At 67.9% G+C, this 18,165-nt stretch carries 15 protein-coding genes; 7 read left to right on the forward strand and 8 right to left on the reverse strand.

The features are described 5' to 3' along the window. Window positions 1-41 precede the first annotated feature (41 nt). Together PGN37_RS03015 and PGN37_RS03020 are read left to right on the forward strand one after the other, a co-directional pair. Complete coding sequence (locus PGN37_RS03015; protein ID WP_335329538.1) at window positions 42-1,253, forward strand: NAD(P)/FAD-dependent oxidoreductase; 1,212 nt, start codon at window positions 42-44, stop codon at window positions 1,251-1,253. Next, the gene (locus PGN37_RS03020; RefSeq protein WP_335329539.1) at window positions 1,250-1,597 is read left to right on the forward strand and encodes a cupin domain-containing protein; all 348 of its coding nucleotides are present in this window, start codon (window positions 1,250-1,252) and stop codon (window positions 1,595-1,597) included. The genes PGN37_RS03015 and PGN37_RS03020 overlap by 4 nt, the downstream gene beginning before the upstream one ends. Here the strand turns inward: PGN37_RS03020 and PGN37_RS03025 are convergent. Further along, complete coding sequence (locus PGN37_RS03025; protein ID WP_335329540.1) at window positions 1,582-3,579, reverse strand: acetate--CoA ligase family protein; 1,998 nt, start codon at window positions 3,577-3,579, stop codon at window positions 1,582-1,584. The genes PGN37_RS03020 and PGN37_RS03025 overlap by 16 nt on opposite strands. Next, window positions 3,576-5,201: a phytoene desaturase family protein gene (locus PGN37_RS03030; protein ID WP_335329541.1), complete on the reverse strand. Its 1,626-nt coding sequence runs from the start codon at window positions 5,199-5,201 to the stop codon at window positions 3,576-3,578. The genes PGN37_RS03025 and PGN37_RS03030 overlap by 4 nt, the downstream gene beginning before the upstream one ends. A 101-nt stretch (window positions 5,202-5,302) precedes the next feature. Here PGN37_RS03030 and PGN37_RS03035 point away from each other — a divergent pair, with 101 nt between their 5' ends. Continuing rightward, window positions 5,303-5,929: a TetR/AcrR family transcriptional regulator gene (locus tag PGN37_RS03035; RefSeq protein WP_335329542.1), complete on the forward strand. Its 627-nt coding sequence runs from the start codon at window positions 5,303-5,305 to the stop codon at window positions 5,927-5,929. Here the strand turns inward: PGN37_RS03035 and PGN37_RS03040 are convergent. Both PGN37_RS03040 and PGN37_RS03045 read right to left on the reverse strand, forming a co-directional pair. Continuing rightward, window positions 5,916-7,058, reverse strand: a complete 1,143-nt coding sequence (locus tag PGN37_RS03040) for an ABC transporter ATP-binding protein (RefSeq protein WP_335329543.1) — start codon at window positions 7,056-7,058, stop codon at window positions 5,916-5,918. The two genes, PGN37_RS03035 and PGN37_RS03040, sit on opposite strands and share 14 nt — an antisense overlap. 13 nt (window positions 7,059-7,071) lie before the next feature. Next, a complete protein-coding gene (locus PGN37_RS03045) occupies window positions 7,072-8,445 on the reverse strand; it encodes an aspartate aminotransferase family protein (RefSeq protein WP_335329544.1) in 1,374 nt (457 codons plus the stop codon). Window positions 8,446-8,546: 101 nt separating this feature from the next. Here PGN37_RS03045 and PGN37_RS03050 point away from each other — a divergent pair, with 101 nt between their 5' ends. From PGN37_RS03050 to PGN37_RS03065, 4 genes are read left to right on the forward strand one after another with little or no spacing between them, the layout of a single operon-like run. Next, window positions 8,547-9,779, forward strand: a complete 1,233-nt coding sequence (locus PGN37_RS03050) for a polyamine ABC transporter substrate-binding protein (protein ID WP_335329545.1) — start codon at window positions 8,547-8,549, stop codon at window positions 9,777-9,779. A gap of 10 nt (window positions 9,780-9,789) precedes the next feature. After that, a complete protein-coding gene (locus PGN37_RS03055) occupies window positions 9,790-10,695 on the forward strand; it encodes an ABC transporter permease (protein ID WP_335329546.1) in 906 nt (301 codons plus the stop codon). Beyond that, a complete protein-coding gene (locus tag PGN37_RS03060) occupies window positions 10,692-11,588 on the forward strand; it encodes an ABC transporter permease (protein WP_335329547.1) in 897 nt (298 codons plus the stop codon). The genes PGN37_RS03055 and PGN37_RS03060 overlap by 4 nt, the downstream gene beginning before the upstream one ends. Before the next feature lie 39 nt (window positions 11,589-11,627). Beyond that, window positions 11,628-12,812, forward strand: a complete 1,185-nt coding sequence (locus PGN37_RS03065) for an aromatic ring-hydroxylating oxygenase subunit alpha (RefSeq protein WP_335329548.1) — start codon at window positions 11,628-11,630, stop codon at window positions 12,810-12,812. Here PGN37_RS03065 and PGN37_RS03070 read toward each other — a convergent pair. The 4 genes from PGN37_RS03070 to PGN37_RS03085 are packed head-to-tail and all read right to left on the reverse strand — an operon-like array spanning window position 12,766 to window position 18,150. Further along, window positions 12,766-14,238 (reverse strand): M28 family peptidase, encoded by a 1,473-nt coding sequence (locus tag PGN37_RS03070; protein ID WP_335329549.1) that lies wholly within the window; start codon window positions 14,236-14,238, stop codon window positions 12,766-12,768. The two genes, PGN37_RS03065 and PGN37_RS03070, sit on opposite strands and share 47 nt — an antisense overlap. After that, window positions 14,235-15,746, reverse strand: coding sequence for a M28 family metallopeptidase (locus PGN37_RS03075; RefSeq protein WP_442932838.1), 1,512 nt, complete (start codon window positions 15,744-15,746; stop codon window positions 14,235-14,237). Before PGN37_RS03075 ends, PGN37_RS03070 begins: the two co-directional genes overlap by 4 nt. Window positions 15,747-15,756: 10 nt before the next feature. Then, window positions 15,757-16,656, reverse strand: coding sequence for an alpha/beta fold hydrolase (locus PGN37_RS03080; protein ID WP_335329551.1), 900 nt, complete (start codon window positions 16,654-16,656; stop codon window positions 15,757-15,759). A gap of 24 nt (window positions 16,657-16,680) precedes the next feature. Next, a complete protein-coding gene (locus tag PGN37_RS03085) occupies window positions 16,681-18,150 on the reverse strand; it encodes a flavin-containing monooxygenase (protein ID WP_335329552.1) in 1,470 nt (489 codons plus the stop codon). Window positions 18,151-18,165: the final 15 nt, after the last annotated feature.

Genomic DNA, 18,165 nt, shown 5'->3' on the forward strand with positions numbered 1-18,165 from the left:
CCTCTTGACTGAGCGTTCAGTCTATGCCAGCGTTCCTCGGTATGACCAGCGTCCGTAGCGCCGATGTCGTGGTGGTGGGTGGCGGAACCGTGGGAGCGTGGACCGCGGTGCTGCTGGCCGAAAACCGCGGGGCCAACGTGATGTTGGTCGAGTCACGGACCCTCGGCGACGGCGCGAGCAGCCGCGCCGCGGGGATGGTGCGCGCGCAGGGCGGCACCGAGACCGCGATCCGACTCGGGCTGCGGAGCCAGCAGTTCTACTCCGAGAGCGGTGAGCGATTCCCGCTGGACTGCGGTTTCGTCCGGCAGGGCTACCTGATGCCGTGCTTCAGCGACGCCGACGTCGCGGCTGCCCACGATCGGATCGCGCTGCAGCGCTCCCTCGGACTCGACGTCGAGTGGCTCTCCAGCGACGACATCGACTCCCGCAGCACAGGACTCGCACCAGGTGTCACTCGCGGTGCGTCCTACGCCCCGGGCGACGGTTACATCGACGCGCCCCGCAACGTGCTGGCCTACACCGCCGCGCTCGCGACCTCCGGGGTCGACGTGCGGGAACACTGCGCGTTCACGGGACTTCGCACGGCCGGCGGCCGAGTGGTCGGCGTGGACACCTCGGACGGTCCGATCGACGCCGAGCGGGTGGTGTTGACCGGTGGCCCGCAACTGGCCGAGGTCGGGGCCCGCGCCGGAGGGCGTGTTCCCGCGGGCGGCACACGGCACCAGGCGGTTGTCACCGAGCGGTTGCGCGACCTCGACGTCAGTGAACTGCCGATGGTGTTCGACGTCACCTCCGGCATCTACTGGCGCCCCGGCGAAGCGGGGGGGCTGCTGTGGGGAATGAGCAATCCCGACGAAGCACCCGGTGAGGCAACGAATTTCGACAACGCCTACTACCACACCGCGCTCGCGCGCATCGAGACGCTGCTACCCGCGGTGGCCGGCCTCGGTCTGCGCCGCACCTGGGCGGCCACCATCGACTACACCCCCGATCATCTCCCGATCCTCGGGCCGTTGCTCACCGACGACGGCCCGATCGAGGGAACGGTCGTGGCCAGTGCAGCCGGCCACGGCATGATGTGGGGTCCCGCGGTAGCCCAGGTGGCGGCCGATATCGTCAGATCCGGGCGCTGCGACTGGCTCGACCTGACCGACCTCGGGCTGGACCGCTTCGACGCCGATGGCCGTAGTCGTGTTGCACCCGAACCAATTTCGTTACCCTTCCCGGAGACCACGGAGGCCTTGACCCGATGACGAACGCCATTCTCACCTCACTGCTGCCCGGAGCCGACTCCGCCGACCTCGAGGACTGGGGCCCCCTGGACGAGGCGACCGGCGAACCCATGGCGGTGCACGGGCTCGAAGTCTGGGCCGACGGCACGCAGTCGGCGGGCATCTGGCAGTGCAGCCCAGGCCCCTCGTTCTGGCGCCAGGACGAGAACGAGGTGATCTACGTGCTGTCGGGCCGGATGACAGTGACGCCCGACGGCGGCCAGCCGCAGGACCTCAGCGCCGGAGACATCGCCGTGTTCCCTGTCGGATGGGCCGGGACCTGGGTCATTCACGAGACCCTCCGCAAGGTCTACGTGCTTTTCTGAATGGTGAGCACGTCCACGGCGACGGCTCCGGCCGGTGAGACGATCACCGGGTTCGCCTCCACCGCGGCGTAGCTGTCCGCGAGGTCGAGCGCCATCTGACCGAAGGCGACGATCACGTCGACCAACGCGTCGACATGGGCCGCGGGACCTCCGCGCCAGCCATCGAGTAGCGATCGAATACGCAACGTGGACAGCATGTCTCGCGCGCGCGCTCGGGATAACGGGGGGCATGCGACTGCCCTGTCGCCGAGCAGCTCGACCAGGGTGCCGCCCGCCGCGACCACGACCAGCGGACCAAAGGCGGGATCGCACACGTACCCCACCGACACCTCGATGCCACCGGGCGCCATCGCCGAGATCGTCACCGCAGGGCCCAGCGGCGCGAGAGCCCGATAGGCATCGCCCAGTTCGTCTGCGTCGCCGATGTCGAGGAGCACTCCGCCGACGTCGCTCTTGTGCTGTGCCGCGGTCGTTTTCACGGCCACCGGATAGCCGATCTCTGCTGCCGCCGTACACGCGGTGGCCAGGTCGTGCGCCACCTGTGTCGGCACCACCGATATCCCGTAGTGGGCCAGCATGTCGAATCCCGTGACCGTCGTCGGGCCCGGGCCCGCAGCCGAGGAGGTGTCGATGGGTGCGGGCCAGGCCGCAAGGTGTCCCATCGCCGCCAGGCCACTGCGCAGCCCCTCCAGCACTGCGACACCGTTGTCCCGCAACCGTTGCGCCGTCGTCCGGTCGATCGCCGACGGTACTGAGGCGAGTACTGCCAGCGGTGCGTCGGTCTGCTTGGCCACATCGACCACGGCATCGGCGTAGTCGGTGTCTCCGTCGAACTCGGTGACCAGATCCACCGCCAGGGCGGTCACCGCGACACCGGGATCGTCGGTCATCGCCCGCAGGCACGCACCGAAGAGGTTCCGGGTGTCGGCGCCGGTACCCCAGACGTCGAGGGGATTCGTCGGGTGCAGGCCGTCGTCGAGGAGCTCGGCGATCGCGGCCACGGTCGCAGGAGCCAGCGGGGCGAAGCCCACCCCGAGCTCGTCGGCGAGATCGACGGTGAGCGCACGCTCGGCGCCCGAGTCATGCACGGTCGCAACCGCACCGCCGCGACCCCGTCGCCCGGTCGCGAACATCTCGATGGTGTCGACGAATTCGGCCATGTCGGTGACGTGCACGGCGCCGGTCGACGCACAGAAGGCCCGCCAGCCGGCGCTGTCGCCGGCGAGCGCGCCCGAATGCGCGGCCACCATCGCCCGTCCCCCTGCCGACCCGCCGATCGTCAGGATGATCACGGGCACTCCGGCTGCGGCCGCACGCAGCAGCGCGGCACGCAACCGTGGCACCGCCCGCGGCGTCTCCATCAGCAATGCGATGACCTCGGTACCCCCGTCATTCAGCGCGTAGTCGATGTAGTCGGCGGTGTCGGTGACCAGCTCCTGCCCCGACGACACCGCAAGCCGAAGCCCGAATCCGCGGTTTGCACGCAACAGCGTCGAGAACGCCGACCCCGAATGAGTGACGAGGCTGACGCACCCGGCCGGCAGCGGGTCGGGCTCCAGATAACCCAGCGCCCGCACGCCCTCGGCGACGTTCACGAAACCCATACAACCCGCCCCGCACAACGCCATTCCTGCCGTCGCCGCCACCTCACGCACGTCGTCACGCAGGCCGTGCGCGGCACCGAACAGGACGGCCGACCGCGCGCCGGCGTCCGCGGCGGCACGCAACTGCGACAGAAGTGCGGCGTCGGGCACACCGAGCAGCACGAGGTCGACGGGCTCGTCGAGGTCAGCCAGGGATGGCGCGCAGGGTCGATCACCGATCCGGTCGTATCGCGGGTTCACCAGGTGCACACGCGCTCGACCCCGCGACGCCTCGATCACCATGCGCGCGCCGAAGGTGTCCGGGCGCGGGCTCGCACCCACCACCGCGATCGACCGCGCGCCCAGCATGGTGGCGACAGCCGCGGCGCGCTCGCTCATCGCGCACGCCGGAAGCGCTTCTTCTTCCCGTCCGCCAACGCCGCTCGCGCTGCCTGCCACCCGGGGATCCCACACACCCCGCCACCGGCGTGCGTGCCGGAGCTGCCGTTGTACAGCCCTGAGATCGGTGTGCGGTAGTCGGCGTAACCGGGCGCGGGCCGCATGTGGAACAGCTGCTCCAGCGAGAGCTCGCCGTGGAAGATGTTGCCGCCCAGCAGGCCGTACTCCAGCTCCATCTCGTGCGGTCCGACGATGTCGCGATGCAGGATCGAAGCCTTGAAGCCCGGGGCCACCTGGTCGTACAGATCGATCAACCGGTCGGCGTAGGCATCGAGCTCCTCGGTGTGCGGCGCGTCCGCCCAGGCAGCGGGCACCCACTGCGTGAACAGCGACATGATGTGTGTGCCATCGGGATTCAGCGTGGAGTCCAGCGTCGTGGGAATCACCCCGTCGCTGAACGGCATCAGGGCCGGCCGGCCGGCGCGGGCATCCTGGAACGCCGCCTCGATGTACTCCATCGTCGGCGCCATCTCCACCGAACCCGTGTGATGTTCGGCCAGGCCGTCGCTCGGGTTCGCCGTGAAGTTGGGCAGCTCACCGAGGGCCAGGTTGATCTTCACCACGCCGCTTCGCGTCTTGAATCGCTCGATATCGGTGACGAAATCCTCCGGCAGCTCAGTACGCGGAATGTGCTCGAGGAAGGCGGTTTTCGGATGCAGCGTGGTGATCACCAGCGGCGCGGTGATCTCTTCGCCGCTCTCGAGCACGGCGCCGCGCACCTCACCGCCGCGCACCAGCAGTCGGGCCACCCGCGCACGGGTGCGGATCTCGGCGCCGAAGCTGCGCGCCGACGACGCGATCGCTTCCGACACCCCACCCATGCCGCCCTCCGGGTACCCCCAACTGCCGAGCTGCCCGTCCCCGACGTCACCGATCGAATGGTGCGCCATCACATACGCCGTCCCCGGCTCGTAAGGGCCCGCCCACGTTCCGATCACGCCGTTGACCGCGAGAGCGCCCTTGATCTGAGGGGACTCGAACCAGTCGTCGAGCAGGTCGGCAATGCTCATCGTCAGCAGCCGGGTCACATCCGCGGTGGTGCGTACCGAGATGCCGCGCTGGCTCCACGCCAGCTTGGCGAGCTCGATCAGGTCCGCGGGCTTGTGCGAACCGATCGTGGGCGGGACCTGGGTGAGCAGTGGCCCCATCACGTCGGCAATGCCCTCGAGCCAGGCATTCCACTTCGGCCAGGTGTCGGCGTCCTTCTTCGACCACTTCGCCAACTGCTCGTAGGTGCGCGCCGGGTCGTCCTCGTAGATCGTCAGCGATCCGCCCTCGGGAAACGCTTGGTAGTAGGGGCCCATCGGGTGGACCTTGTAGCCGTGCCGCTCCAGCTCGAGTTCCCGCACGATCGTCGGGGGCATCAGGCTCATGACATAGGACAGCCGGGTCACCCGCAGATGCGGGGCATCCTCCCAGGGCGCTTCCGTGGTGGCCGCGCCGCCGAGTGAACCGCGAGACTCGAGAACCAGCGTGCGAGCACCGGATCGAGCGAGGTACGCGGCTGACACCAGACCGTTGTGGCCGCCGCCGATCACCAGGGCGTCGTAATTTTTGGACATCGAAGGCCTCTCCCGAACGGTCCTGACTGACTGTTCAATCTAACCAGATGTTAGGCTACAAACAAGGGGCAGCGCAGCCCCACGATGGGAGGAGCGCCACGATGGCAGAGCCCGCACCGGCAACCGAGCAGAACGAGGGACGCCGGATCGAAATGCTGCGTGCCGCAGCGGAGCTGATCTGTGAACGGGGTTTCGGCGACACCCGCATCGCCGACGTGGCCAAGCGCGCCGGGGTCAGCTCGGCACTGGTGATCTACTACTTCGGCACCCGGGACCGGTTGCTCGTCGACGCCCTGCGCTACTCCGAGGAGTCGTTCTACGAGGCGGCCGAGAAGATGCTCGCCGAAGTGCCGTCGCTGCAGGACCGCCTCTCCCTGCTGATCCGGTGGACGTGCATTCCGCGCGGCGACGACGAGATCCCGGGCGCGTGGGGCCTGTGGTTCGACCTGTGGGCGCAAGCGTTCCGGCACAACGAGATCAAGGCGGGTCGGGTCGAACTGGACGCGCGGTGGCGGTCGATGATCGTCGACGCGGTGCGATCGGGCGCCGATCAGGCCAACGTGGACCCACGCATGTTCGCCCTCGAGTTCGCCGCGTTGCTCGACGGGCTGTCGATCCAAGTGGCGCTGGAGGATCCCGAGGTCGACTCCGACGTGGCCTACGACATCGCGATGCGCTTCGCCGAGCGCGAGCTCAACCTGCCGAAGTCGGCTGCTACACGGAACTGAGCGCGGTCACCGGATCGACGACAGTTGCCGTGCTGCGCTGCAGAACTCGCACGGCGTCATGGGTGCACACACAGACGACCTGTGATCCCGGGCGGTACGCCACGGAGTCCGGGCCGCTGCGGTTGGGCACCTCGACGACGAGAGCGTGTTGCGCACCGACGTCGACATGGACGTGGGTGCAGTTTCCCAGGTAGACCACGTGGGTGACGGTCCCGGCGATCGCATTCGACCCGGAGTCGGTATTCCGATTGTCCTGCAGAGTGATTCGCTCCGGCCGGATCACGACGGCGGCCTCACCGATCTCGGGACTACCGGTCACCTCCGCATTCAGTACGGCCGTCAGCTGCGTTCCGAGAGCACGACAGGTGACCGCGCTACCCGTGACGTCGACGATGTCGGCGTCGAAGATGTTGGCGGCGCCGAGGAATCCCGCGACGAACGTCGTCGCCGGCGCGGAGTAGATCTCCTGCGGTGGGCCGACCTGTTCGATCCTGCCCTCGGCCAGCACCGCGATCTGGTCGCTCATGGTGAGCGCTTCTTCTTGGTCGTGGGTGACGTAGACGAACGTGATGCCGATCTCGCGCTGCAGGGCACGCAGTTCCAGCTGCAGCTGCTTGCGCAGTTTGGCGTCCAACGCTCCGAGGGGTTCGTCGAGGAGCAGCACCCGTGGCCGCAGCACCAGCGCCCGGGCCAGTGCCACGCGCTGCTGCTGCCCGCCGGACAATTGGGCAGGCTTGCGCCGCGCGTAGGTGTCCATCTGGACCAGGCTCAACGCCTCGTCGACGCGCCGCCGTGTCTCATCGCGGGAGACCTTCTGGTACTTCAGGCCGAACGCGACGTTGTCCCACACGGACATGAACGGGAACAGCGCATAGGTCTGGAACACCGTGTTGACCGGACGGCGGTGGGGCGGGTCCCCCGCGACGTCGCGTCCGTCGAGCTCGATACGCCCCGAATCCGGCCGCTCGAAACCCGCGATCATGCGCAGCGTCGTCGTCTTCCCGCAACCCGAGGGCCCCAGCAGGGAAAAGAACTGCCCGGCAGGGATGTCGAGATCGATACCGTTTACGGCCGGCACGCCGACGAACGACTTGGTGAGCGCCTCGAGCCGGATCGCGCCGCCGGCCATCAGACCCGCACCGTCAGCGAGATCCCGCGACCGCAGTCGCGAACGCAGCGAAGTTGCGAGCGAACCTGTCGACATCGTCGACCGTGTGCTGAACCGACAACAGCCATTGCTCCACTTTCCCCCATGGCGGGAGGAACACGCCACCGTTGTGCTGCATCAGCCAGTGCAGGTGGCCCAGCCGGGCGTCGATGTGGAGGAAGTCGCGGAACTCTCTGACCCGCTCGCCACGGAACGTCACGCACCCCTTGGCGCCGACAGCCACGACGTGCCAGTCGAATTCGCGCTCGGCGATCACGGCCTCGAGCGCGCCACGCAGTCGCACCGACAGCGACTCCAGGTGGGCGTAGCTGCGTGTCGTGAGCACCTCGGCGAGTGTCGCGCGGGTGGCAGCCATCGCCAGCGGGTTGCCGTTGAACGTACCGACCTGCTCGTAGCGGCCGTCGGCGATCGCCGACATCACCGCCTCGCTACCGCCGATCGCGGCGACAGAGATCCCGCCGCCGAGCGCCTTGGCCAGGCAGACGAGGTCCGGGACGACACCGCTGCGGGCGGTGATCCCGCCCGGCCCGGTGGTGAAACCTGTCTTCACCTCGTCGTAGATGAGTAGAGCACCCGCGGCGTGCATCAGCTGTCGCACCGCCGCGAGGTAACCCTCGTCGGGCGGGATGATGCCGGCGTTCATCATCACCGGTTCGACGATCATCGCGGCGATCCTGCCGGGATGCGCGGCCAGCGCCCTGGCCACCGCGTCGGCGTCGTTGAACGGCACGACGACCACCAGATCCCTGATGGCACTGGGTATTCCGGTGTTCCCTGGAACCGGGGTCGGCGCATCCCGCGGACCGACCTCGTCGGCTTCTGGAAGCACCGAGACCTGCACCGAATCGTGATGGCCGTGATAGCAGCCCTCCACCTTGATGATCAGGTCACGTCCGGTCACCGAGCGCGCGAGGTGCACGGCGTCCATCGTGGCCTCGGTGCCGGAGTTGGCGTAGCGCCACAGCGGCAGGCCGAAACGGCGGGCCAGCTCGGCGGCGATCCAGATCGCGTCCTCGGTCGGCTGCGCGAAGTGGGTACCGCGCCGCACGCGGTCGCTGACCGCGGCCACGATCGCCGGATGGGCGTGCCCGGCGATCGCTGCGCCGTATCCGCCGTGCATGTCGACGTACTCGTTACCGTCGACGTCGTAGACCTTGGACCCCAGTCCGTGGCTCATCCACACCGCCTGCGGCTCGGCGATCTGCCAGTTGGACGTCGCGCCGCCGGCCAGGTGTGCACCCGCGATCTCGATGAGTTCGGCACTGCGCGGTTGGCGCCGCAGGAAGATCTCTTCCTGATCGGCGATGAGGGAGTCGAGGGCACCGACGGGATGGGGACGAGACGTCACCGTTGCAGCCACCGCGAACCTCCGGTCTATCGGTTGACTGAGCATTCAGTCTATGCGAGAGTCCTACCAGCGACAAGACGCGAAATCAATCGGGAGGCCCGATGCCAGAGCCCACGACCCGGCGTCAGTTCCTGACGCGCGCAGCGCTTCTGGCCGCAGGAGCGCCCGCGCTCGGTGCGGTCCTCGCCGCGTGCGGCGGTGGCGGGTCCGGTGGATCAGGCGCCACCCCCACGCTGAAACTGGCGTCGCCGAACAACCCTGTGCTGTGGGACATCCCGGCCGACAACGCACCCATCGCCGACGGTATGACGCCGGAGAAGGGGACGCTCAAGCTCTACACGTACGCCGATTACGTCAGCCCTGACGCCGTCGCGTCGTTCGAGAAGAAATACGGTGTGAAGGTAGAGATCTCGACGTTCAACGACGGCGGCGAAGCACTGACCAAGCTCCGCAGCGGCGTGGACTTCGACATCTACAACGCGAACTACACCGAGATCAGCAGGCTGGTCAACGGCGGTCTCCTGCGGCCGCTGAACCATTCCTACATCCCGAACATCAGCAACGTCTGGCCGAGCTTCACCAACCCCTGGTACGACCAGCAGTGGCGCTACAGCGTGCCGTACACGATCTACACCACGGGCATCGGCTGGCGCACCGATCAGGTGCCTGCGGACATCGGCGCCCTCGGCAACCCCTACGACGTGTTCTGGGACGCGACGTACAAGGGCAAGACCGCGGTGCTCGACGACTGGCACACCACCATGGCGATGGTGTTGCTGCGCAACGGAATCACCGACGTCAACACCTCGTCGCAGACCGATCTGAAGATGGTCGGCGATCAACTCGGCCAGATGGTGTCGGCCACCTCGCCGAAAGTCACGATCACCGGTTACAACGATCTGCCCGCGGGGCAACTGGGCCTGGCGCAGATGTGGTCCGGCGACATCATCAACGCGCAGTCCTATCTCCCCGAGGGCACCGGCCCCGAGATCCTGCGGTACTGGTTCCCCGCCGACGGCAAGGGCATGGTCGACAACGACATGCTCGTCACCCTCAAGGGCGGGAAGAACCCGGTGCTGGCACACCTCTTCCTCGACCACATGCTCGATCCCGCCGTCGCCATGCAGAACTTCCAGGCCATCGGCTATCAGCCGCCGCAGAATTCGATCAAGCCCGACCAGCTCGTGGCCGACGGCTTCATCCCCCAGAACCTCGCCACCGCGATCGTCAAACCCGAGTGGTTCGACGCCGGCTACCGGATTCTCGAGCTGGACCCCGCCAACGACGCTGCCTGGCAGAACATCTGGCGCACCTTCAAAGCCGGCGGGTCGTAGGCTCATCGGCATGTTCACCAGGCCCATGCGGTCCCGCGGGATCTGGCCCGCACTGGCCGCGCCCGGGGTGGTCTGGCTCCTCCTGTTCTTCGTCGCCCCGATGTACGTGGTGCTGTGCATCGTGTTCGGCAGGCTCGACCCCATCTTCCGTACCGCGGTGCCGATCTGGAATCCGGTCCAGTGGGACCCGACGCAGTTCACCTACGTGCTGTCCCACATCGCCGGCGCGGACGGCGTGTTCGGACCCGCGCTGCTGCGCACCGGGGTCTACGTGCTGACCGCCAGCGCCCTGTGTCTGCTCATCGCCTTCCCGGTGGCCTACTACGTCGCGCGGTTGTCGGGCAGGCGCAAGGGTCTGCTCCTGACGCTGCTGATCGCCCCGTTCTGGATCAGCTACATGATGCGAATGTTCGCCTGGGTCAACCTGTTACAGGACGACGGCCTGGTCAACCGGATCATCGGCCTCGGCGGGGTGTTCAACCCAGACATCGACTGGCTCACCGGGCAGCCCGCCGTCGTGGTCCTCGGCCTGGTGTACGGCTACGTGCCCTACATGATCCTGCCGCTCTTCGCCGGTCTGGACCGGCTGCCCCAGCCCGTCCTCGAAGCATCCCGCGATCTGGGCGCCGATCGCGTGTCCTCGTTCTGGCGGGTCACCCTGCCGCTGAGCCGGCCGACGATCGTCGCGGCCGTCCTGCTGACGTGCCTGCCGATGCTGGGCGACTACTTCACCAGCGACATGCTCTCGGCATCTCCGAAGACCGCGATGGTCGGCAATCTCATCAACGACAGCGTGCTCACACCGGGCCAGACCGGACAGGCCGGCGCGTTCGTGCTGCTGGTGTTCCTCGTGGCGCTGATCCCGATGCTCTACTACATCCGGGTCACCGGCAGACGAGACGACGTGGCGTCATGACCATCACCTCTCGGCGCTCTCCGGTCACTTGGTGGCACGACCCCTGGCGACCGCCGCGCGTCCTGATCTCCGTCACGGTCGGATACCTGCTGTGGTCGCTGCTTCCGGTCCTCATCGCGGTGGCGTTCTCGTTCAATGCCGGCCGGTCTCGCACCGTGTGGCAGGGCTTCTCGTTCCGCTGGTACTGGGGCGATCAGACCCTGTCGGTGTGGCACGACGCCACGTTGCACGACGCGCTGCTGCAGACGCTGAAGCTGGGCGTGCTGACCACCCTCATCACGGTGCCGCTCGGGGTGCTGTTCGCGCTCGGGATCGACCGGTGGCGCGGCCGACTGCCCGCAGGCGCGAATTTCCTGATGCTGCTGGCCTTCGTGCTGCCCGAGGTCCTGCTGGCCGTGTCGCTGCTGTTCGTCATCACCACCGTGGCGTTGCCCATCTCACTCGGCACGACCGCCCAGGTGATCGGGTTGGTGACATTCCAGATCTCCTACCCCGCGGTTCTGGTCCGGGCACGGCTGGCGACGATCGGACCGCACTACGAGGAAGCCGCCATGGATCTGGGGGCTTCGCCGCTGGGCGCGCTGCGCCGCGTGATCATGCCGATGCTGATGCCGGCGATCTTCGCCAGCACCGTGCTCGTGTTCGCCGATGTCATCGACGATTTCGTGATGGTGCGCTATCTGTCCGGTGGCGCCTCGTCCGAGCCCGTGTCGGTGAAGATCTACAACACCGCGCGGGGCGCGCCGACGCCGGCGTTGAACGCGCTGGCCACCCTGCTGCTGTTCACCGCTCTCGCGGCCGTCACCATCGGCTACCTGGTGTTCCGCCGGATGACGAGAAACGACGGCACGACCGCCGATCGCGGTATCGGCGCCTTCGCCGGAGAGCTATGAAGTATGGACCGACACCGCTCCTCCGACTAGACTGACTGTATGTTCAAACAGCTGGATCCGGCACCCGTTCCCGCCGACGGTGTGGCGGCCGCGCTCGCACCGTTCGGCCAGTCCCGGATGCTGCCGCGGGAGGCTTACGTCGAACCTGCGGTGTTCGATTGGGAACAGCGCCAGATCTTTTCGGGATGGACGTGCGTCGGCCGCGCCGACGACCTGACGGCGGTCGGGGCGCAGAAGGCGCTGGGCAGCGGCGCCTCCGGGGTGCTCCTGGTGCGTGGCGAGGACGGTGAGATCCGCGCGTTCGCCAACACGTGCAGGCACCGCGGCCACGAGCTGCTGGTCTGCGATCCGTCTGGCGGAGCAACCAGAAAGGCCCGCAGCATCGTCTGCCCCTATCACGCCTGGTCCTACCGGTTGGACGGAAGCCTGCGCAAGGCACCGGGTTTCACCGATGCCGACGGCTTCGATGCGAGCGATTTCGGTCTCGCCGAACTGCGCCTGGTCGACTGGCACGGCTGGCTGTTCGTCGACCGCAGCGGAGCCGGCGGTGATTTCGCCGAGCACGTCACGGGGTGGGAGGACGTCATCGCCCCCTACCGTCCCGAAGAACTCACCGTCGTCGCTCGGCACTCCTATGAGCTCGCGACCAACTGGAAGGTCATCGCGGAGAACTACCAGGAGTGCTACCACTGCCAGAGCATCCACCCCGAACTGTCCCGCATCAGTCCCCCCACCAGCGGCGAGAACCTCGAGCGGGACGGCTCGTGGATGGGGGGCTGGATGTCGATCGTGGACGGCGCGGAGACGATGTCGCTCGACGGCAAGAGCGGCGGGGTCACTATCGCTGGTCTCTCGGAGCAGGAGCAGCGGACCGTCATGTACGTCGTCGCCTATCCGAACCTGCTGATCAGTCTGCATCCCGACTACGTGATGACCCATCTGATGACGCCGCTGGCGGCCGACCGCACACATGTGGAGTGCACCTGGGCTTTCCCGAAAGACGTTGCAGCACAGCCCGACTTCGATCCCTCCTACGCCGTCGACTTCTGGGATCTGACCAACAGGCAGGACTGGGCGGCGTGTGAGTCGGTTCAACGCGGACTGAGTTCACCGCACGCTCGCCCCGGCCCGCTCGCACCCGACGAGGACGGCGTCTACCAGTTCGTCACGCGGGTGGCTAGGGCGTACGCCGATTCCGCTGATCCCGCGCCGGCACCCCGTTGACACCCTCGATCGACTGCGCGTAGCTGCCGACCGCAGCCGCAGCGGATGATGCCATCACGCCCAGCGCCTGTCGGTCGACGTTGTCGATGGTGTCGCCGCGGCGGTGATAGTTGGGATCGAACGCGGCGCCGGCGCGTCCGCCCCAGATGCGCGCCTGCACCTCGGATTTGGCCAGCGACGTCCCCGTGGTCACACCCCCGACCGGCACTCCGGCAGTGACGAACGGGGCGTAGTCGGTGCCGCTCGTCAGCGGCATGTCGGCTGGCCGCACACCCTGCTCGTAGAGTCGCGCGGCCACGGTGCGCTCGATGCCCGCCGATCCGTCCGGCAGGCGACGAACGCCGGCGCCGGTCTGTGCGGACTGATCACCGTCGAGCGTGAAGTACCCTGCGTTCGGCGACCCGATGACGTCGAGATCCAGATAGAGCGCGATGTCGGCCAGCTCGTCGGGATTCAGCGCACGCAGGTAGGCCGCCGATCCGTCGGCGGACACCTCGCCGCCACCCCAGAAGGTGAAGCGAACGGCGTTGTCCGCGTTCGGAGTCGGACCCATCTGCAGCGCGGTCTCCAGGACCGCACCGACGCCGGATCCGTTGTCGTCGATGCCCGGCCCGCCGCCCGCACTGTCGAGGTGCGCGCCGACCACCACGACGTTGTCGGCATTGCCCGACGAGGTCTGGGCGATGACGCTGCGCGACGTCGTCATCACGGGCTTGTTGTCGAGCACCAGGGTGACGGGGGCATCGGTGCGCCGCAGTACCGCATCTGCTGTCGGGTCGATGACACCGACGGGAATCGACATGCGTTGGTAGTAGCCGGGAGTGAACAGACCGGCAGGTGCCCCGACCGGTCGACTCGGCGTGGCCTGGCTGACGACGAGGACACCGACCGCACCCGCGGCGGCGGCCGCATCGTGTTTCGCGACGACCGAGCATCCGCTGTCGTCGACCACCGCGATCGCGCCCTTGATGGCGCCCCCGGTGTAGTCGGACGCGGCGCAGCCGGCGGACGTGCGGGGCCGCAAGGTCTCCGCTTCGAGCCCACCCGGCGCGGTGGTGAGCAGAAGTGACGCCTGGTCGACGCGGAACGTGCGCCGGCCGACGGTCAGCGCCGGTTTGCCTCCACTGGAGCCGGAGAGCCGCTGGAACTCCGGAGTTTGCACGTCGAAGCCCTTGTCACGCAACGTCTTCGCGACGTAGTCGATGCTCGCCTGGTAGCCCGGCGTGCCGTCGGCACGGTTTCCGTCGTTCCCGTCGGCGATCTTCTGCAACTCGACCAGGTGGCGGTACACGCCGTCGGCGGTGACCCGCTGAGCCAGGTCGTCGGCCAGGTCGGTAGGCGGCGCTGCAGCCTGCGACGAGCACGCCACCAGGAGGACGGTCACCGCGGCCAGCGCCGCCATGGCCGGCTTGGCCGAGCCCGTCATGACTCGCGCAGGATGTGGCGCGTACGGTCGTCGCGCACCGGGATTCCGTTGCGGCCGCTCTGATCCTGTGCGTAGTACCCGACGGCCCAGCCGACTCCGCTGCCGTTGATTCCCATCGCCGTGCGGTCGATGTGGTCGAGGGTGTCGGACGCCTTGTGGTAGTTCGGGTCGAACGGCTGATCTGCCTGCCCACCCCAGAGCTTCGCCTGGTCGGCGGTCATCTTCTCTTCAGCGCCGGAGAACAGCCCGCCGGACGGCACTCCGGCGCGGGTGAACGCGTCGTAGTCGGACCGACCGTCAAACGACGTGTCCTGGGGCTGCTTTCCGGCACGGTCCAGGTAGCCCATGAGGGCGCGCTCGATCCCCGCCGATCCCTCCGGCACCCGCGGGACCGGCCCGTTACCCGGTGCGGTGGACTGATTGCCGTCGTAGGTGAAATAGCCCGGATTGGGCGAGCCCAGCATGTCGAAGTTGAGGTAGAGCGAGATGTCCTTCAGCTGGTCGACATTCAGCGAATTGACGTAGTTGTAGGAGCCCAGGAGCCCGAGTTCCTCGGCACCCCAGAACGCGAACCGGACCGCGTTGGCGACCTGTGGTGAACTACCCAGCTGCAGAGCAGTTTCCAGGACGGCTGCAGTTCCCGAACCGTTGTCGTTGATTCCAGGACCCTCGGGCACGCTGTCCAGGTGCGCGCCGACCATCACGACGTTGGCGGCGGAACCGGTCTTGGTCTGCGCGATCACGTTGCGGGTCTTCTCGGTCCGCACCCCGGCGTTCATTCTGATGGTGGCCGGATCGCCGGCTGCCTCGCGCAGCCGTGGGCCCTCGGCCTTGGCGACGCTGATGGCCGGAATCTTCACATCGGTGTCCTCACCGAGCGTCCCACCCGTCATGTCCCCGTCGGCGTTGTTGACCACGATCAGCGCGACGGCTCCGCGGGCCGCAGCGGCGGTCTGCTTCTCGCCGAACGGACAGGAGCCGCGGTCGACGACCACCACGGCACCCTGGGTGGGCAACCCGTCGTAATCCTCGGCGGTGCAGCCAGGGGTGTCCTCGACGCGGGCCGCGACGATCGGTCCGGTCACCCCTGCCCCGGGCGCGCCGGCCGTGTACTCGAGAGGTCTTGCGGTGACGTCTCCTCCGGCAACCGTGAGCTTCGGCGCGTCCGCCCACGGCAGCCGCACCTCGAACTCCGGCGTCTCGACGTCGAAGCCCTTGTCGCGCAGCGCCTTTGCCACATAGTCGACGCTCGCGCCGTAGCCAGCCGTGCCCAGTGCCCGGTTCCCGCCGTTGGCGTTGGCGATGTCCTGCAGCGCCGTGAGATGCGCCATCGTCGCGTCGACGGTGACTTTCTTCGCGAGGGCATCGGCGAACTGCGCGGCCGCGCCGGCGTCGACCGACGGCGACGGCGAGGGAGCGGGGGCGGGTCGGCTGTCGCGGCTGCATCCGCCGCCGACCAGGAGTGCGACGGCGAGCAGGATCGCCAGCCGCAGTCGGGTGTGGGTCACCCGCACCACGTTAGCGCGCGCCCAGATACTCCAGTACCGCGTCGGCGGCCAGCTGCGGCTCCTCGATCTGGAGGAAGTGCCCGGCCGACGGGAGCGCGGTGACCGTGCTCCCGGCAGGCAGCACGTCGCGCACCGCTTCGGCGTAGTCGACCAGCATCGCGCCATCCTGCACGCCCTGCAGGTGCAGGATCGGAACGCGCGGCAGCTCGAAGCGCCACCGGTGCAGGTCGGCGTAGCGCTGTTGCGGTCTGCCCGGGCGGACGAGCGCGCGGTAGTAGCCGAGTGCCGCGCGATGGTGTGCCGCGCTCGGGAGCGCGGCCAACGCCGCGTCGAGCTCGGCGCCGGTGTCGAAACCGGCCGGGCCCCAGTCCCGCCAGAGCCGGCGGATGACGCGCGGCAGCAGACGCTCGGGCATGCGGGGCAGCTGGAAGAACAGGATGTACCAGCTGTTGCGTAGCTGGCGGGGCAATTGCCGTAGCTGTCGGGCGGCATCGCCGCGGGCCCGGTTCACCGCTCCAATCGGCGCGACTGCCATCGTGATGTGCGCGGCGAACGGCGACTCGGGGTGTGCCGCGAGCGCGGCCGCGGTGAACGCGCCCCAGTCGTGGCCGATCACCACCGCGTCGTCGGGCGCTCCGAGCGCGCGATGGACCGCCAGTGCGTCGTGCATCAGCGCCCCGATGTGGTAGTCACCGTCGGGGGCGGGGCCGGTGGGCGCGTACCCGCGGGAGAACGGCGCGACCACCCGCATGCCCCGCGCGGCGAGCAGCCGCGCGAACTTCTGCCAGCCCCACGCACTGTCGGGAAAACCGTGCAAACACAACGCGAGCCGCCCGTCGGTGGGACCCCACGCCAGCGCGCTGACCTTCAGATGATCGAGATCGAAGGTCAGCGGCTGCGCGTCGGTCACATCTGGGAACTTACGCCGAGATACTCAGGCGCTGGCCAGCGCCCGCTGCTTGCTGAATTCGAGCGTGCCGTCGTCGATCTTGCCGTTGCGGATGACGCGCAGGTCCACGAGGTAGTTCTGCTTGAGGCGCCACGGCGCCTTCGATCCCGACTTCGGCAGGCGATCGAGGGCCCGCTTGATGTAGCCCGACGTCAGATCGACGAACGGGAGCTCCTCGACGTCCGGGGCGGGATCGCGCGGCACCACGGTGTCGTACCCGCGGCTGTCCATGTAGTGCAGCAACCGGCTGACGTACTCCGAGGTGAGGTCGGCCTTGAGCGTCCACGACGCGTTGGTGTAGCCGAAGGTGAACGCCACGTTCGGCAGACCCGAGAGCATCAGGCCCTTGTAGGCCACCGATTTCGACAGGTCCTGCGGTTCGCCGTTGCGAAGCACCTCGGCGCCACCGAAGAACTGCACGTTCAAACCCGTTGCGGTGATGATGATGTCGGCCTCGAGCTGCTGACCCGACTTCAGCGCGATGCCGTCTTCGGTGAAGTGGTCGATGACGTCGGTGACGACGTCAGCCTTGCCCTTGCGGATCGTCTTGAACAGATCACCGTTGGGGGCCAGGCACACGCGCTGATCCCACGGCTTGTAGTCGGGGGCGAAGTGCTTGTCGTAGTCGAAACCGTCGGGCAGGCGCCGTTCGGCCATGGTGCGCAACGCTTTCCGGAAGACGTTGGGCAGGGTGCGCGCGAGCTGGTACTGCGCTGTCGCCTGCAGGATCGCCTTCCAGCGCACCGCGGTGTAGGCGGCCTTCTCCGGCATCAACCGGTAGGCGCGCTTGGCGAAGGGGTCCTTGTCGGGCAGGGAACCGATGTAGGTCGGGGTGCGCTGCAGCATCGTCACGTGGCCTGCGCCGCTGTCGACGAGCGCGGGGATCAGGGTGATCGCGGTGGCCCCGCTGCCGACCACGACGATGTTCTTGCCCTGGTAGTCGAGGTCCTGCGGCCAGTGCTGCGGGTGCACGACGGTGCCACCGAAGTTCTCGGCGCCGGCGAAGTCCGGGGAGAAGCCCTGGTCGTAGTTGTAGTAGCCGCTGCAGGCCCACAGAAATCCGGTATGTAGCTCGACGGTCTCGCCGTCGCGCTCGATCGTCAGCTCCCACCGGCTGTGTTCGTCGGACCAGTTGGCGGCCACGACCCGCTGGCCGTAGCGGATGTGCTCGGCGATGCCGTTCTCGGTGGCGGCTTCGTCGAGGTACTTCCAGATCGAGGGGCCGTCGGCGATCATCTGGTCGGTCGCCCACGGCTTGAAGTGGAAGCCGAGGGTGTACATGTCGGAATCCGACCGGATTCCGGGGTACTTGAACAGGTCCCAGGTGCCGCCGAGCTGCTGACGCCGCTCGAGGATGAGGTAGTTCTTGCCCGGGCAGTGTTCCTGCAGATGCCATGCGGCGCTGATGCCGGAGATCCCGGCTCCGACGATGACGACGTCGACAAATTCGGTCATGTTGTAAAGCTATCA

This window comes from Mycobacterium kyogaense (assembly GCF_036946525.1).
GTDB classification, from domain to species: domain Bacteria; phylum Actinomycetota; class Actinomycetes; order Mycobacteriales; family Mycobacteriaceae; genus Mycobacterium; species Mycobacterium kyogaense_A.

Bases quoted from the DNA above. Each gene is read 5' to 3' on its own strand.
- PGN37_RS03030 (WP_335329541.1), bottom strand. From the start codon at position 5,201: ATGTCCAAAAATTACGACGCCCTGGTGATCGGCGGCGGCCACAACGGT.
- PGN37_RS03040 (WP_335329543.1), bottom strand. From the start codon at position 7,058: ATGGCCGGCGGCGCGATCCGGCTCGAGGCGCTCACCAAGTCGTTCGTC.
- PGN37_RS03035 (WP_335329542.1), top strand. From the start codon at position 5,303: ATGGCAGAGCCCGCACCGGCAACCGAGCAGAACGAGGGACGCCGGATC.
- PGN37_RS03060 (WP_335329547.1), top strand. From the start codon at position 10,692: ATGACCATCACCTCTCGGCGCTCTCCGGTCACTTGGTGGCACGACCCC.
- PGN37_RS03020 (WP_335329539.1), top strand. From the start codon at position 1,250: ATGACGAACGCCATTCTCACCTCACTGCTGCCCGGAGCCGACTCCGCC.
- PGN37_RS03065 (WP_335329548.1), top strand. From the start codon at position 11,628: ATGTTCAAACAGCTGGATCCGGCACCCGTTCCCGCCGACGGTGTGGCG.
- PGN37_RS03055 (WP_335329546.1), top strand. From the start codon at position 9,790: ATGTTCACCAGGCCCATGCGGTCCCGCGGGATCTGGCCCGCACTGGCC.
- PGN37_RS03070 (WP_335329549.1), bottom strand. From the start codon at position 14,238: ATGACGGGCTCGGCCAAGCCGGCCATGGCGGCGCTGGCCGCGGTGACC.
- PGN37_RS03025 (WP_335329540.1), bottom strand. From the start codon at position 3,579: ATGAGCGAGCGCGCCGCGGCTGTCGCCACCATGCTGGGCGCGCGGTCG.
- PGN37_RS03015 (WP_335329538.1), top strand. From the start codon at position 42: ATGACCAGCGTCCGTAGCGCCGATGTCGTGGTGGTGGGTGGCGGAACC.
- PGN37_RS03050 (WP_335329545.1), top strand. From the start codon at position 8,547: ATGCCAGAGCCCACGACCCGGCGTCAGTTCCTGACGCGCGCAGCGCTT.
- PGN37_RS03085 (WP_335329552.1), bottom strand. From the start codon at position 18,150: ATGACCGAATTTGTCGACGTCGTCATCGTCGGAGCCGGGATCTCCGGC.